The organism is Yersinia alsatica (assembly GCF_025133195.1).
Classification (GTDB): domain Bacteria; phylum Pseudomonadota; class Gammaproteobacteria; order Enterobacterales; family Enterobacteriaceae; genus Yersinia; species Yersinia alsatica.
The window spans coordinates 3,062,094-3,075,874 of the sequence record NZ_CP104006.1; the positions used below are offsets into that span (position 1 = coordinate 3,062,094).

The following is a 13,781-nucleotide window of genomic DNA, read 5'->3' on the forward strand; positions in this document are numbered from 1 at the left end:
AGAGCAACAAATACGCCATCTGCTGCTTATTACAGCAATTGAGTGAAATAAAAAGCAAATTATTGTTTCCTCAATAGGAAATCATAGCGGCATAACAAGCAGAGAGGGGATTTCGGGTATTCGCTGCACATAATTCCATCAGAATCAGTATGGGAATGAGAAAAATTCTCAACAAAGTGTTTGCAAGTGCTATTGATAACTATTATCATCATTTTGCTCTTCGGGATAAAGTCAGTGATTTTAGGCTTTTGACAGAAAAGCACGACATTGCTCACATTGCTTCCAGTGTTTTTTAAGCCAGCTCGGGTGCTGGCCTTTTTTTTGCCTGCTATAAAGCTATCCAGCTAATCTCGCCTTTACTGCTGATCATTTTCTCCTGCCAGCATGGCATGTTTTTTTAGCATGCCGCGTAATTGATGGTATGTCAGACCCAGCAGACTCGCCGCCTTACGTTGATTAAATCGCGCCTGTTCTAGCGCGTGCTTTAACATCTGTTGTTCACGGCTATGCAGCCACTGTTTAAGATCGATAGGAAGAGTGGGTAACTCTGACGATGAGTCGGCCACCCCATGGGTATCATGATGCGCAATAGCCTCATTTTCAGTACCCAAGCGGCTGGCAAAGGGATTGATAATAATATTCCCCAGTGGCTGGCTGCTGTCGCCGTGACGATATACCGAGCGCTCGACCACATTTTTAAGCTCACGCACATTACCGGGCCAGCGGTATTCCAATAACTCGGCTTGCGCCAGTGGTGTAAATCCAGGGAAAAGAGGCAGACCTAATTCGCGGCACATCTGAATGGCAAAGTGCTCGGCCAGCAACATGATATCTTGCTGGCGCTCGCGCAAAGGCGGCAACTGCACCACATCAAAGGCGAGGCGGTCGAGCAAATCGGCGCGGAATTTACCTGCTGCCGCTAACGCCGGCAAATTATCATTAGTGGCGCACACCAGCCGCACATCCACCTGCAATGGTTGGCTACCCCCCACGCGCTCCAGATGGCCATATTCAATCACACGCAATAACTTCTCCTGCACTAACATCGGCGCGGTTGCCAGTTCATCCAAGAACAGGGTGCCGCCGTCCGCCCGTTCAAAACGGCCCAAATGGCGTTTTTGCGCCCCGGTAAAAGCCCCGGCCTCATGACCAAACAACTCAGAATCGAGTAAGTTTTCATTGAGGGCAGCACAGTTAAGCGAAATAAATGGCCCCTGCCAACGATTGGATAAGTAGTGCAGGCGGTGGGCAATAAGCTCTTTACCGGTCCCTCGTTCGCCAATTACCAATACCGGCTTATTCAGCTTTGCCAGCCCAGAAACTTGCTCCAGCACCTCAACAAACGAGTTTGCTTCGCCTAACAGGTTTTCTAATTGCTCACTCATGGTGAAATTCGCCAATAGTTGGTTAAAATTATTAATCTACATTCTATCCTAAAACAGTCAAAAATTTTTTTTGTTATTTTTCAGTCCATTAACTTTAGTGAAAAGTTGGCACGACTCTTGATTGTAGTTAACCCAAGAAAGAAATGTGTTATTGCCAGACAGTTATCTGCCAAGGCGTCATCAGACGCCACTATTTCAAAGAGCCAATAAGTTAAAAGAGGATGTAAATTATGGGTATTTTTTCTCGTTTCGCCGATATCGTGAACGCCAACATCAATACATTACTGGATAAAGCCGAAGACCCGCAGAAATTGGTACGGCTGATGATTCAGGAAATGGAAGATACGCTGGTTGAGATTCGCTCAACATCGGCCCGCGCATTGGCAGAGAAAAAACAGCTGCTGCGCCGCATTGATCACAGCGAAAGTCAGCAGCAAGAGTGGCAGGATAAAGCCGAGCTGGCCCTGCGCAAAGATAAAGAAGATTTGGCACGTGCGGCACTGATTGAAAAACAGAAAGTAGCGGCATTGATTGACACGCTAACCCGTGAAGTGGCGACAGTGGATGAAACACTGGACCGCATGAAGCATGAAATTACCGAGCTGGAAAGCAAACTGACCGAAACGCGCGCCAGACAGCAGGCATTGACCTTGCGCCATCAGGCTGCGGCATCATCCCGTGATGTTCGCCGTCAACTGGACAGTGGCAAACTTGATGAGGCGATGGCGCGTTTTGAGCAGTTTGAGCGGCGTATTGACCACATGGAAGCCGAGGCTGAAACTGTGGGGATTGGCAAACAAAAATCACTGGAAAGCCAATTTGCCGAGCTGAAAGCGGATGACGAAATCAGCAACCAACTGGCTGCCCTGAAAGCAAAAATGAATTCAGCTGAGTAATGTTACTACCACAGTGCAGGTCGTCAGATGGGATAACGAACGACGACCTGCCATGATAAAACGCGGAAAACCGCTAGCAAAGATGATTAAGGGGAATGAATGAGTATCCTGTTTCTTGCCATACCGCTGACAATTTTTGTGCTGTTTGTAGCACCAATTTGGTTATGGCTGCATTACAGCAATCGCCAACAAAGCGGTGCTCAACTCAGCCATCAGGATATGCAGCGCCTATCACAACTCACTGATGATGCTCGCCGGATGCGCGAACGTATCCAGACATTAGAAGAAATTCTTGATGCGCAGCATCCAGATTGGAGGCAGTCATAATGGCTAATGGGCTCAGCAGCAAAAAACTGTACCGGGTACCGGAAGAGGGCATGATCAAAGGGGTCTGTGCGGGTTTGGCGCACTATTTTGATATACCGGTACGCTTGATTCGGGTGATGGTGGTTTTATCACTATTTTTCGGCCTGTTCGTGTTTACCATTGTGGCCTACATCGTACTGACTTTTATGTTGGAACCGGCTCCCGCCAGCAGTTTCAGCGAACATCGTGAAGCAACGCCAAGGCAGCTTCTCGATCAGCTCGAGTATGAGTTGGGGGCAGGTGAGCAGCGTCTGCGTCAGGTCGAGCGCTATGTCACATCCGAGACCTTCGGGGTGCGCAGCCGTTTTCGTCAGTTGTAATATCACGGGATGAGTCATCCCAATTTCGGCTTGCCGGAGGGGAAGAAGATGAACAAAAACCTCGCCCGCACGCGAGCCGGTGTAGTATTAACGACAATAGCTAAAATTATTTTTACTGTCGCACTGACCTATGGCCCCGCCGGTGCCGCAGGCTTGATAGTAAAAAATGTCAGCCGTAAGCCCCTACGTTGGTTGCTGTTGATGATGCTGGAGCCTATGTTAAAACGGGCGATGGGGGCCGCTGCGGGCCAATTTGCCAAGGAGAAGCATGAAACGACTGCAAAATGAAATTACGTCTTTGGTTAACCGTGGGATGGACCGTCATCTGCGGTTAGCGGTAACCGGCCTGAGCCGCAGCGGGAAAACCGCCTTTATCACTTCGTTAGTGAATCAATTACTTCATGTCCACAGTGGTGCGCGTTTGCCGCTGTTTTCTGCTGTCCGCGAGGAGCGGTTACTCGGCGTAAAACGGGTGCCGCAACGTGACTTGGGTATCCAACGTTTTACTTATGATGAAGGGCTGGCCTCTTTATATGGCACGCCGCCAAACTGGCCAACCCCCACCCGTGGCGTCAGCGAAATTCGTCTGGCGCTGCGTTTTCGCTCTGGCGATTCGTTGCTGCGTCACTTTAAAGAGACTTCGACGCTGTATCTGGAAATTGTCGATTATCCGGGTGAATGGTTACTCGATTTGCCGATGCTGGAGCAGGACTATTTAAGCTGGTCGCGCCAGATGGCGGGGCTGTTACAAGGTGATCGTGCCAAGTGGGCCGAGCCTTGGCTGGCACTGTGCCAGCAGTGTGATCCACTGGCACCGGCAGACGAAAATCAACTGGCAGCGATTGCACAAGCCTATACCGATTATCTGATTCGTTGCAAAAATGAAGGGCTGCATTTTATTCAGCCAGGGCGATTTGTGTTACCCGGCGATATGGCGGGCGCACCTGCATTACAGTTTTTCCCATGGCCGGATGTCAACAGCCTAGGTGAATCTCGGTTAGCTCAAGCAGATAAACACTCCAATTTGGGGATGTTACGCGCTCGTTTTAACTATTATTGCAACTCGGTGGTGAAAGGTTTCTATAAAGAGCATTTTGTGCGTTTTGACCGGCAAATCGTGCTGGTGGACTGCTTGCAACCCCTGAACAGCGGGCCGCAGGCATTCAATGATATGCGTTTGGCGCTGACACAATTGATGCAGAGTTTCCATTATGGGAAGCGTACTTTATTCCGCCGCCTATTCTCACCATGTATTGATAAGTTGATGTTCGCGGCAACCAAAGCTGACCATGTCACGGCAGATCAACATGCCAATTTGGTTTCTTTGCTCCAGCAACTGGTGCAAGAAGCTTGGCAGAATGCGGCTTTCGAAGGGATTAGCATGGATTGTGTCGGGTTGGCCTCGGTACAAGCAACAGAGAGCGGCATTGTCGAGCATCAAGGGCAGAAAATACCGGCGTTACGGGGCCATCGTCTGAGTGATGGTATGCCGCTGACGGTGTTTCCCGGCGATGTTCCAGCCCGTTTACCGGGCCCGGCTTTTTGGCAGCAGCAAGGCTTCCATTTTGATGAGTTTCGCCCGCAGGCGGTCAATGTGGACAGCCCATTGCCTCATATTCGTCTTGATGCGGTGATGGAATTTTTATTGGGAGATAAATTGCGATGAACGAGCCGTTAAAGCCTCGAATCGATTTTGAACAGCCATTGCAACCACTGGATGAACCGGTATTAAAAGCGGCGCAGGATTTCAGCCAGCAAGCTAGCGAGAATTTCTATCCTGCCACCCCGGAATTAGATGCAGAAAATGAAGAAGGCCGAGTTGAAGGGCTAGTTAATGCGGCACTGAAACCTAAACGTAGTCTGTGGCGTAAAATGGTCACTGCCGGCGTGGCGCTATTTGGTGTCAGTGTGATTGCTCAGTCAGTGCAATGGGTTAACCAAGCCTGGCAGCAACAAGATTGGATAGCGCTGGGGGCTACCACTGCCGGGGGGCTGATTGTGTTGGCGGGCGTTGGCTCGGTAGTGACGGAATGGCGGCGCTTATACCGGCTGCGTCAACGGGCTGAAGAACGTGATATCGCGCGCGAACTGCTGGTTAGCCACGGGATTGGTCAGGGGCGGGCGTTTTGTGAAAAACTGGCACGTCAGGCTGGGCTGGATCAAGGGCATCCGGCATTACAGCGCTGGCAAGCGTCGCTGCATGAAACCCATAACGATCGTGAAGTCGTTGAACTTTATGCCAAATTGGTACAGCCAGCTCTGGATAATCAGGCGCGGGCCGAAATCAGCCGCTATGCTGCTGAATCCGCATTGATGATAGCCGTTAGCCCATTAGCGCTGGTGGATATGGCCTTTATTGCCTGGCGTAATATCAGGTTAATTAATCGTATTGCGGCTTTGTATGGCATTGAACTGGGATATTTCAGCCGCATTAGGCTGTTCCGCCTGGTGCTGCTGAACATTGCTTTTGCCGGTGCTTCAGAATTGGTGCGTGAAGTGGGTATGGATTGGCTGTCTCAGGATCTGGCTGCGCGTCTATCAGCCCGTGCTGCCCAAGGCATTGGGGCGGGGTTGCTGACGGCCAGACTGGGTATCAAAGCTATGGAACTGTGTCGCCCATTACCTTGGTTGGGGGAGGATAAACCTAAGTTAGGTGATTTCCGCCGCCAGTTGATTAGCCAACTGAAAAACACCTTGCCCAAAAAAGATAAGATTAGTCAGCCGTGATAAGCGTTAACCCTTGGTTGTGAAGACTATTTTAGGCGTGAGTCAAAGGAAAAAGAGAGCGGCTTGACACTGGTCAGGCAAGCTTGAAAGTCTTGGTGGCGAGGGTTAACCAGCAGGTTATTTTCTGATGGCACCAGAGTAGAGGGAACCAGTAATCCAAGTGATGATTCTGACTCCAGCCATTCGGTGCCAATATCCATTGTGGCTACCGGTGCCGGATCACTGCGCCAGTCAGTTGGCCAGTCCTGCGGCTGTAGCAACATGATATTGCTGTCATCTATCTCAATCTGGAATAGCTCGAACTCACTCAATGTTGAGCTATCCTGAATATGCACTAAGGTTTCCAGCATCGCTAGCGACACACTGCTGGCTAAGTAGATAGCCGCATGTCCCTTGTGGTTCCAGCGACCGCCATAGATTTCTGCCCCGTAGCCAGTCCAGGTTGACGCCAGATAATGGCGCATCACAATGCGGTAGAAAATCATCAGTAACGGCCCATCAGGCGGTCATTCATAGCAAAATCACCCTGTTAGAATACTACTTATCCCTGTACCCGATGCGTAAAGCTCGGTCCTTTCTACTATGAAAATACGCCGTGCTCTAGCCGGCCAATTAAATCACAAACTTCCAGTGCACCGGTTTCTGTTTCCAGCAAAGAATCAGGGCTGCGCTGACCCAAGCCTTTGATTGGGGTCGACATCCAGGTGATGGCACGGTTTTTATCACCACCGAACAAATCAACGGCTGCATCCATTACGCGGACAAAACGCGCAATTCGCTCACTCTCTTCGGGGGTAAAACGACCATCATGAGTGCGTCGGCGGGTGAGGCTGCGGCTGGGAATCCCGGTTGCACGTAATATTTCGGCTTTAGGTATTGATGCCCATAGATGAATACTGTCGATAACATCAACAGAAAAACCCATTTTGATGCTATCTACCAACACAGGACCGCGGCTGGCGGGCAAGCCAATCTCACGCCATAGCGCGTCTGTTTTGGTCGCTGGGGCTGGGTGATATGCTCTCATGTAACCTCCTCGGTCAATTGGCTACCTCTACTATAGCCAGTTGGCCGATACAAAGCAAAGTGTCACTCGCGCTTGACGAAGAGCTTGACACGATTAAGCATTATATTATTCTGAATTATTAGAATAAAAACTAATATGCCGCTATATAGTTCGGCTATAGGCGCTGATGATATTTCCTTTCTGTGCTTTATCGAGCAAAAAAAACAACAAAAAGCCGATTCCTGTCAACTTTTGCTGACAGACTGCTTCATCAGCACGGGGGGACAGGGTATTATCATGACAGATATTCCGCACCTGCCATATATAAGGTCGATACTGATGCGCTTGGAAGTTTTTTGCGAAGACCGACTCGGTCTCACCAGAGAGTTACTTGATCTCTTGGTTTTACGCAGCATTGATTTACGGGGGATCGAAATTGATCCGATTGGCCGCATTTACCTGAACTTCTCCCAACTGGACTTCAGTGTATTTAGCGCCTTAATGATGGATATTCGGCGCATTGAAGGTGTCACTGATGTCCGAACCGTCTCTTTCATGCCGTCAGAGCGCGAACACCGTTCGCTGCGGGCATTGCTTGAGTCCATGCCCGAGCCTGTATTTTCTATCGATTTGAAAGGTAATCTTGAGTTAGCCAACCCTGCCGCTCGCGAGTTATTTTCCCTTAATGAAGAGAAAATCCGCCATAAAACGGCCGGTGGTTTGCTGGGTGGGTATAACTTTGCCCGCTGGTTTGAAGAGGGCGAAACCGCGCCTCATACTGAACGGGTGTTGATCAATAATCAGGATTACCTGATGGAAATCACCCCGATTCAGCTTGAAGATGAAAATCAGCAGAGCCAGACCGTGGGGGCCGTGGTGATGTTAAAATCCACCGCGCGCATGGGCAAACAGCTGCAAATTTTATCGGTTAATGACGATACTGAATTTAAACAGATTGTTGCGACCAGCACGAAGATGCGTCAGGTACTTGAACAAGCACGTAAATTGGCCATGCTGGATGCACCTTTATTGCTCGTGGGGGATACCGGCACCGGCAAAGACTTATTAGCGCGCGCCTGCCATCTGCGCAGCCCGCGCGGGAAAATGCCATTCCTCGGCTTAAACTGTGCGTCGATGCCAGATGATGTGGTAGAAAGCGAGCTATTTGGCTATGCCGCGGGAGCTTATCCTAATGCCATTGAGGGCAAAAAGGGCTTCTTTGAGCAGGCTAATGGCGGCTCGGTGCTGCTGGATGAAATCGGCGAAATGTCGCCTCGCATGCAAATCAAATTGTTGCGCTTCCTTAATGACGGGACTTTCCGCCGGGTTGGGGAGGAGCACGAGGTGCATGTCGATGTGCGGGTTATTTGCGCGACACAAAAGAATTTAGTGGAGTTGGTACAGCGTGGTGAATTCCGTGAGGATTTATATTATCGCCTCAATGTATTGACCATCACTTTGCCACCATTGCGTGAGCGTCAGGCCGACATCATGCCGCTGACGGCGATGTTTGTGGCGCGTTTTTCCGACGAACAAGGCGTGCCGCGGCCCAAATTGGCCCCTGAACTGAGTAGCTTCCTGACGAATTATGGCTGGCCTGGCAACGTGCGGCAGTTGAAAAATGCTATCTACCGCGCCCTGACTCAGTTGGAAGGGTCTGAGTTACGGCCGCAAGATATCATTTTACCGGAGTTCGAAGTTGAAGCTGCGCTTGGGGATGAAGTTCTCGATGGCTCACTTGATGACATCAGCAAACGTTTCGAACGCTCTGTTTTGACTCGCCTTTATCGCAATTATCCTAGTACACGTAAGCTGGCCAAACGGTTGGGGGTTTCTCACACCGCCATTGCGAATAAGCTACGTGAATATGGCTTGAGCAGTAAGCGAGTTGCTAGTGATGAAAGTGAAGAAGAGTAAGTTGCTGGCTCGCTAGCGATATAGCTAAAGCCACATAACGTTCAGTAAAAAGACAATAGCGTCGGTGGCGATAAAAAAACGGCTGAACCTAATGGGTCAGCCGTTTGCATCATGACTTCAGTTTTAATGAAACCAAAGGCGTGATGGTTACTTCAGTGCCGCCAGAGCAGCATCATAGTTTGGTTCGGTAGTGATTTCGTTAACCAACTCACTGTAGATCACGTTGTCCTGACCATCCAGAACCACGACAGCGCGTGCGGTCAAACCCGCCAATGGGCCTTCAGTAATGGCTACACCGTAAGCTTGTTTGAACTCTGCGCCACGTAAAGTTGACAGCGTAACAACGTTGCTCAGGCCTTCAGCACCGCAAAAACGTGATTGAGCAAATGGCAGGTCAGAGGAGATACAAAGAACGACGGTGTTCTCAAGTTCGCCAGCCAGTTGGTTGAATTTACGTACGGATGCGGCACAAACACCGGTATCGATACTCGGGAAGATGTTCAGGACTTTACGTTTGCCAACGAAGCTGCTCAATGCAACATCAGATAAATCTTTCGCTACCAAAGTAAAGTCTTTAGCTTTATCGCCCGGTTGTGGCAGTTGACCGGTAACGGTCACTGGATTGCCTTGGAAATGTACTGTCTGTGTCATTATTTGCTCCATTTTACAGATGTGTAACACGAAGTTCAGTTTAAGGTAACAATGGCAGCTTGGATATGAGAAATTTGCCAAATAATTGAGATTTTACTGACGTTAAGTCCTCGCACTTGACGCCAAAGCCTGAATTCTGCCGAGGAACCCTTATGAGAACCATGCGTTGTTATCCTGAGGCCTGGCCTCTTCACTCCGCGTTTGTTATTTCACGCGGAAGCCGTACTGAAGCCAAAGTTGTGGTGGTCGAGATTGAGGAAGAGGGTATCCGTGCATTGGGTGAATGTACGCCATATCCGCATTATGGTGAAAGTGAATCTTCGGTGATGGCTCAGTTGGCGCTGGTGGTAAGTGCGATAGAATATGGTATTTCACGCGAGGAGCTGCAGCAGCTCTTGCCAGCCGGGGCGGCAAGGAATGCGGTAGATTGCGCGTTATGGCAACTGGAGTGCTTACAGAATCAGCAAAGTTTATGGCAGCGGGCCCATATCCCTGCGATCCCTGCAATTTCCATGGCCCAGACTGTCAGCATTGGTACGCCGGAAGCCATGGCATACAGTGCCAGTGCATTAACACGTCTTGGCGCTAAACTATTAAAAATCAAGCTGGATGACCATCTTATTGCTGAACGTTTAGTCGCTATTCGCAGTGCCGCCCCTGAAGTGACCTTAATCGTCGATGCCAATGAAGCTTGGCAGCCAGAGGGCTTAGCGGCTCGTTGCCAGTTATTAGCAGATTTAGGCGTGGCAATGTTAGAGCAACCACTGCCCGCAGGTAAGGACGAATCATTGGAGAATTTTATCCATCCACTGCCTATTTGTGCCGATGAAAGCTGTCATACACGGGTTGACTTAGCCGGTCTGGTTGGTCGCTACGACATGGTTAACATCAAACTGGATAAAAGTGGCGGGTTAACTGAGGCGTTGCTATTAGCCGAGCAGGCAAAATCGATGGGATTTGCCATTATGCTCGGTTGTATGTTGTGCACGTCACGGGCGATCCGCGCCGCATTACCACTGGCACCCGCCGCTCGTTTTGTCGATCTGGACGGCCCAACCTGGTTGGAACGCGATGTCGATGACGGCTTACACTTCTCTACGGGGGCTATCGATTTATCGGTTTAATCCGTCAGTGTCAGTAAATCAATCAATGCGGCCAGATAACATTCACTGGCTGCATCGGCTGAGATTGGTGGCAACTCCGCGGTAATACAAGGTAAGTTGCGCTCAGCACACCAACTGCCAAATGAACCCGGCGTGGCGTAGCCAACACTGGTGACCAGTGGCAATTCAAAATTGTCGGCGAGCCATGCTCCCAGCTCTGAACTGTCGGGATCTTCGATACAGGCCAGCGGCTCATGAAATGAGACGACCCAACTGGGGGAAAGCTGGTCAATTAATGTGCACAAAGCTTGAGTTTCCGGTTCTGAACTGGCGTATTCCCCGGTCGATAACACCACGTCGCGTGCATCAGCTACGCTATTCCAGCGATAGACGGTATCTCCGGCCTGCCAATTTTTAGCTGGAAAATTACGATTAAGATCAACGCCATTGGCATTGGCACGTAGCCCCAGTTGGCAGCCGTCAGGATTCACCGCCAAGACTACGTGATGGCGCTGCTGTAGTGGCGAGATGCTGCGCAATGCACAGGAGAGGGCCACAATTGCCGCACTTTCATCACCATGAGTGCCAGCAATAATCAAGCCGGTATCAACTGATGGATTGAGTGCAGGGAAATAAAGCAGTGGTGCTCCCAGTAGGGATGTGCCGTAGTGTTTCCCTGGCGTAACCAGATTTCCCCGTGCTGTGCGGGGGCGAAGTTGGCTCATGATAATCTCTGTTATTTCGCATATATTTATATTACATTCAACATAGCATCTAACATTATTACTTTGAATCAATAAGATAAGATATTTGGTAATAAACTGGGTAATGATTCAAAAAAGATGAAAGTTAAATTTGGCTGGTGATTGTAGCGCTGGGTTGTGGCTGCATTAGATGGCCACTAAATCGAGTATTCGACGGCCGTTATTATGATGTTTAATCTGCTAGTTTATGCTTATTAGACTTTTGCACTTTCGCTGAAATGGAACAACGAAAAGGTTATCAATTATGCGCTATTTCCGTTATGCATTGTGTGCCGCATTAGTTGGCACAGCGCTGGGCGCAGCCAATGCTGCTGATGTCCCTGCAGGCACCGTACTGGCTGAAAAACAAGAAATTGTTCGTCATATTAAAGATGAACCAGCCTCCCTCGATCCGATGAAAGCGGTCGGGTTAATAGAGGCTCAGGTTGCCAGAGATTTGTTCGAGGGGTTGGTTAATCAAGATGCGCACGGCCAAATAATTCCGGGCGTGGCGGCAAAGTGGCAAACAGCAGATAACCAAACGTATATATTTACCTTACGCAAAGATGCGAAATGGTCCAATGGCGAACCGGTAACGGCGCAAGATTTTGTTTATAGTTGGCGTCGTTTGGTGGACCCTAAAAGTTTATCTCCTTTTGCCTGGTTTGCAGAACTGGCAGGAATGGAAAATGCGCAACAGATTATTGCGGGGAAAATGCCACCAGAGACTCTTGGGGTCAGTGCGGTTGATAAATATACGCTTAAAGTTAAACTCAGCAAGCCGGTACCTTATTTCCCAAGCCTGACGGCAAACTTCAGTTTATTCCCAGTCCCCGCTACTGTAATTGAAAAATATGGTAATGATTGGACTAAAGTGGGTAATCTGGTTGGAAATGGTGCATTTAAATTACAAGATAGGGTAGTGAATGAAAAGTTAGTGTTAGTCCCCAATAACCATTATTGGGACCATGCTCATACTGTGCTGACTAAAGTGACGTTTATTCCCATTAATCAGGAAGCCAATGCCACTAAACGTTATCAAGCGGGTGACATTGATATTACAGAGTCCTTCCCGAAAAATTTATATCAAAAATTATTAAAAGATATTCCGGGGCAGGTTTATACACCGGATCAATTAGGGACTTATTATTACGCATTCAATACGCAGCGTGCGCCAACAAATGATGTGCGAGTGCGCAAAGCGCTATCTTATGCCATAGATCGTAAAATTATTGCGGAAAAAGTATTAGGTACCGGAGAGAAACCAGCCTATCACTTTACGCCTGACGTTACTGCGGGCTATCACCCTGTGGCGAACTTGTTGCAGCAGCAAGATCAGGAAGAATTAAATGCTCAAGCTAAAGCACTATTACATGCTGCAGGCTATGGCCCTGATAAACCACTAAAATTATCACTGTTGTATAATACCTCTGATAATAATCAGAAATTGGCTATTGCTATTGCCTCCATGTGGAAGAAAACCTTGGGTGTGGATGTCAATATGATTAACCAGGAATGGAAGACATACATTGATAGCCGTAATACCGGGAATTTTGATGTGGTTCGTGCATCATGGGTGGGGGATTACAATGAGCCATCGACATTTCTATCACTGCTGACATCTACTCACAGCGGTAATATTGCCAAATTTAACAGTGCAGATTATGACCGCTTATTGAGTGAAGCGGGTAAACAGACTAACCCTAAAGCATTAAGTGATGACTATAATAAAGCCGAACAAATTATTGCAGAGCAAGTGCCGATAGCACCAATATATCAATTCACTAATGGACGCTTAATTAAGCCATGGGTAAAAGGCTATCCTATTACTAACCCTGAAGATGTGGCATATAGTCACACTATGTACATCATCAAACATTAATTTTATCGTAATAAATAAGCCGCTGGTATTAACCGGTGGCTTTTTATATTCAATAGTTAATTAAGGATGTAAAGAATATAAGGCTATTTTATGTTATGCCGCTTAGGTACAATAGCAGAGATGGAAATCATAAATCCAGTCAATGACGCCACGATTAATGGAAAAATAAAAGCATCTGAAGATCTCAATGGATTCTTTATATCAATAATCATCACAAAAAAGAATGAACTGGTCGCAAAAGTTGATGATGAATATAACTCATTAAGTTTGTATTGCAGATTTTCTAATGCAAATGGTGGCGTCTTTTTTGAAATACAATCCCAAATAATATGTATTAGCATGTAAGAGATACAGATAATACAGTAAAACTTGGTCAACTCATCGGTTGTCTGTGGTGAGTACCAGTGGGGGGAGAGTAGCTCCAATTTAGTTCACCAAAACTTTGCCCAGATAGGCACCAGCTATGAGTACGCCTCCAATTGCTGCAAATGTGAATGCAAGGGAAGCCGTAACCGTCAATGCAGGGACTAAAAATGATAAGCCCCCAGTTAGTGCAAACCCTGCTCCCGCGCCACCAATTAATGCTTTCATTAACGTAATGAAGCTGATTTCCATAATCAATATTCCTTGAATATACAACGTGGTAACTAGTGAAAATTGTACCTCAAAGCCTGAGCGGCGCCTGCTGACTTTATCCTTATGTATCCTTAACTATATCGGTTTAATGGCAATATTTTCATGCCACGAATCTTGATGAATATATTAGGCTCAGCTGTTATCGATGA

The 13,781-nt window shown here is 48.1% G+C and carries 15 protein-coding genes; 9 read left to right on the forward strand and 6 right to left on the reverse strand.

All coding sequences use genetic code 11. The features are described from left to right. Positions 1-356: 356 nt before the first annotated feature. Entirely contained in the window at positions 357-1,385 is a 1,029-nt protein-coding gene (gene pspF, locus N0H69_RS13690; RefSeq protein ID WP_050145910.1) for a phage shock protein operon transcriptional activator, read from the reverse strand. A 230-nt stretch (positions 1,386-1,615) separates the two neighbouring features. On the opposite strand from pspF, the gene pspA reads away from it, so the two are divergent. From pspA to N0H69_RS13720, 6 genes are all read left to right on the forward strand, one after another. Continuing rightward, the gene (gene pspA / locus N0H69_RS13695; RefSeq protein ID WP_050107120.1) at positions 1,616-2,281 is read left to right on the forward strand and encodes a phage shock protein PspA; all 666 of its coding nucleotides are present in this window, start codon (positions 1,616-1,618) and stop codon (positions 2,279-2,281) included. Between the two features lie 99 nt (positions 2,282-2,380). Next, positions 2,381-2,608, forward strand: a complete 228-nt coding sequence (gene pspB, locus N0H69_RS13700; protein WP_032910193.1) for an envelope stress response membrane protein PspB — start codon at positions 2,381-2,383, stop codon at positions 2,606-2,608. Continuing rightward, on the forward strand, positions 2,608-2,967 hold the full coding sequence (pspC, locus tag N0H69_RS13705; protein WP_050107119.1) for an envelope stress response membrane protein PspC: 360 nt from the start codon (positions 2,608-2,610) through the stop codon (positions 2,965-2,967). The genes pspB and pspC overlap by 1 nt, the downstream gene beginning before the upstream one ends. Before the next feature lie 48 nt (positions 2,968-3,015). Continuing rightward, positions 3,016-3,255, forward strand: coding sequence for a phage shock protein PspD (gene pspD, locus N0H69_RS13710; protein WP_050151175.1), 240 nt, complete (start codon positions 3,016-3,018; stop codon positions 3,253-3,255). Then, complete coding sequence (locus tag N0H69_RS13715; RefSeq protein ID WP_050121288.1) at positions 3,236-4,633, forward strand: YcjX family GTP-binding protein; 1,398 nt, start codon at positions 3,236-3,238, stop codon at positions 4,631-4,633. Before pspD ends, N0H69_RS13715 begins: the two co-directional genes overlap by 20 nt. Further along, positions 4,630-5,694, forward strand: coding sequence for a YcjF family protein (locus N0H69_RS13720; RefSeq protein WP_050151176.1), 1,065 nt, complete (start codon positions 4,630-4,632; stop codon positions 5,692-5,694). Before N0H69_RS13715 ends, N0H69_RS13720 begins: the two co-directional genes overlap by 4 nt. A gap of 26 nt (positions 5,695-5,720) precedes the next feature. Here N0H69_RS13720 and N0H69_RS13725 read toward each other — a convergent pair whose 3' ends face one another. Then, a complete protein-coding gene (locus tag N0H69_RS13725) occupies positions 5,721-6,179 on the reverse strand; it encodes an RES family NAD+ phosphorylase (protein ID WP_050134509.1) in 459 nt (152 codons plus the stop codon). A 95-nt stretch (positions 6,180-6,274) separates the two neighbouring features. Next, positions 6,275-6,721 carry a type II toxin-antitoxin system antitoxin Xre gene (gene xre, locus N0H69_RS13730; RefSeq protein WP_050151177.1) on the reverse strand — a complete coding sequence of 149 codons (447 nt, stop codon included), beginning with the start codon at positions 6,719-6,721 and terminating at the stop codon, positions 6,275-6,277. A 318-nt stretch (positions 6,722-7,039) separates the two neighbouring features. Between xre and tyrR the strand changes: the two genes are divergently transcribed. Beyond that, complete coding sequence (gene tyrR, locus N0H69_RS13735) at positions 7,040-8,617, forward strand: transcriptional regulator TyrR (protein WP_050151258.1); 1,578 nt, start codon at positions 7,040-7,042, stop codon at positions 8,615-8,617. A gap of 147 nt (positions 8,618-8,764) precedes the next feature. Here the strand turns inward: tyrR and tpx are convergent, their stop codons facing one another. Beyond that, positions 8,765-9,268, reverse strand: a complete 504-nt coding sequence (gene tpx, locus N0H69_RS13740) for a thiol peroxidase (protein WP_050134508.1) — start codon at positions 9,266-9,268, stop codon at positions 8,765-8,767. A 152-nt stretch (positions 9,269-9,420) separates the two neighbouring features. Here tpx and ycjG point away from each other — a divergent pair, with 152 nt between their 5' ends. Next, positions 9,421-10,392, forward strand: a complete 972-nt coding sequence (gene ycjG / locus N0H69_RS13745) for an L-Ala-D/L-Glu epimerase (protein ID WP_050151178.1) — start codon at positions 9,421-9,423, stop codon at positions 10,390-10,392. On the opposite strand, the gene mpaA is transcribed toward ycjG, so the two are convergent. Further along, entirely contained in the window at positions 10,389-11,096 is a 708-nt protein-coding gene (mpaA, locus tag N0H69_RS13750; RefSeq protein WP_050151179.1) for a murein tripeptide amidase MpaA, read from the reverse strand. The two genes, ycjG and mpaA, sit on opposite strands and share 4 nt — an antisense overlap. Positions 11,097-11,379: 283 nt before the next feature. Here mpaA and N0H69_RS13755 point away from each other — a divergent pair, with 283 nt between their 5' ends. Next, positions 11,380-12,996, forward strand: a complete 1,617-nt coding sequence (locus N0H69_RS13755) for a peptide ABC transporter substrate-binding protein (protein ID WP_050151180.1) — start codon at positions 11,380-11,382, stop codon at positions 12,994-12,996. Between the two features lie 426 nt (positions 12,997-13,422). On the opposite strand, the gene N0H69_RS13760 is transcribed toward N0H69_RS13755, so the two are convergent. Beyond that, positions 13,423-13,611 carry a hypothetical protein gene (locus tag N0H69_RS13760; protein ID WP_050121298.1) on the reverse strand — a complete coding sequence of 63 codons (189 nt, stop codon included), beginning with the start codon at positions 13,609-13,611 and terminating at the stop codon, positions 13,423-13,425. Between the last annotated feature and the right edge of the window lie 170 nt (positions 13,612-13,781).

Coding starts and splice junctions, on each gene's coding strand:
- pspF (WP_050145910.1), bottom strand. CDS start 1,385: ATGAGTGAGCAATTAGAAAACCTGTTAGGCGAAGCAAACTCGTTTGTT.
- pspA (WP_050107120.1), top strand. CDS start 1,616: ATGGGTATTTTTTCTCGTTTCGCCGATATCGTGAACGCCAACATCAAT.
- pspB (WP_032910193.1), top strand. CDS start 2,381: ATGAGTATCCTGTTTCTTGCCATACCGCTGACAATTTTTGTGCTGTTT.
- pspC (WP_050107119.1), top strand. CDS start 2,608: ATGGCTAATGGGCTCAGCAGCAAAAAACTGTACCGGGTACCGGAAGAG.
- pspD (WP_050151175.1), top strand. CDS start 3,016: ATGAACAAAAACCTCGCCCGCACGCGAGCCGGTGTAGTATTAACGACA.
- N0H69_RS13715 (WP_050121288.1), top strand. CDS start 3,236: ATGAAACGACTGCAAAATGAAATTACGTCTTTGGTTAACCGTGGGATG.
- N0H69_RS13720 (WP_050151176.1), top strand. CDS start 4,630: ATGAACGAGCCGTTAAAGCCTCGAATCGATTTTGAACAGCCATTGCAA.
- N0H69_RS13725 (WP_050134509.1), bottom strand. CDS start 6,179: ATGATTTTCTACCGCATTGTGATGCGCCATTATCTGGCGTCAACCTGG.
- xre (WP_050151177.1), bottom strand. CDS start 6,721: ATGAGAGCATATCACCCAGCCCCAGCGACCAAAACAGACGCGCTATGG.
- tyrR (WP_050151258.1), top strand. CDS start 7,040: ATGCGCTTGGAAGTTTTTTGCGAAGACCGACTCGGTCTCACCAGAGAG.
- tpx (WP_050134508.1), bottom strand. CDS start 9,268: ATGACACAGACAGTACATTTCCAAGGCAATCCAGTGACCGTTACCGGT.
- ycjG (WP_050151178.1), top strand. CDS start 9,421: ATGAGAACCATGCGTTGTTATCCTGAGGCCTGGCCTCTTCACTCCGCG.
- mpaA (WP_050151179.1), bottom strand. CDS start 11,096: ATGAGCCAACTTCGCCCCCGCACAGCACGGGGAAATCTGGTTACGCCA.
- N0H69_RS13755 (WP_050151180.1), top strand. CDS start 11,380: ATGCGCTATTTCCGTTATGCATTGTGTGCCGCATTAGTTGGCACAGCG.
- N0H69_RS13760 (WP_050121298.1), bottom strand. CDS start 13,611: ATGGAAATCAGCTTCATTACGTTAATGAAAGCATTAATTGGTGGCGCG.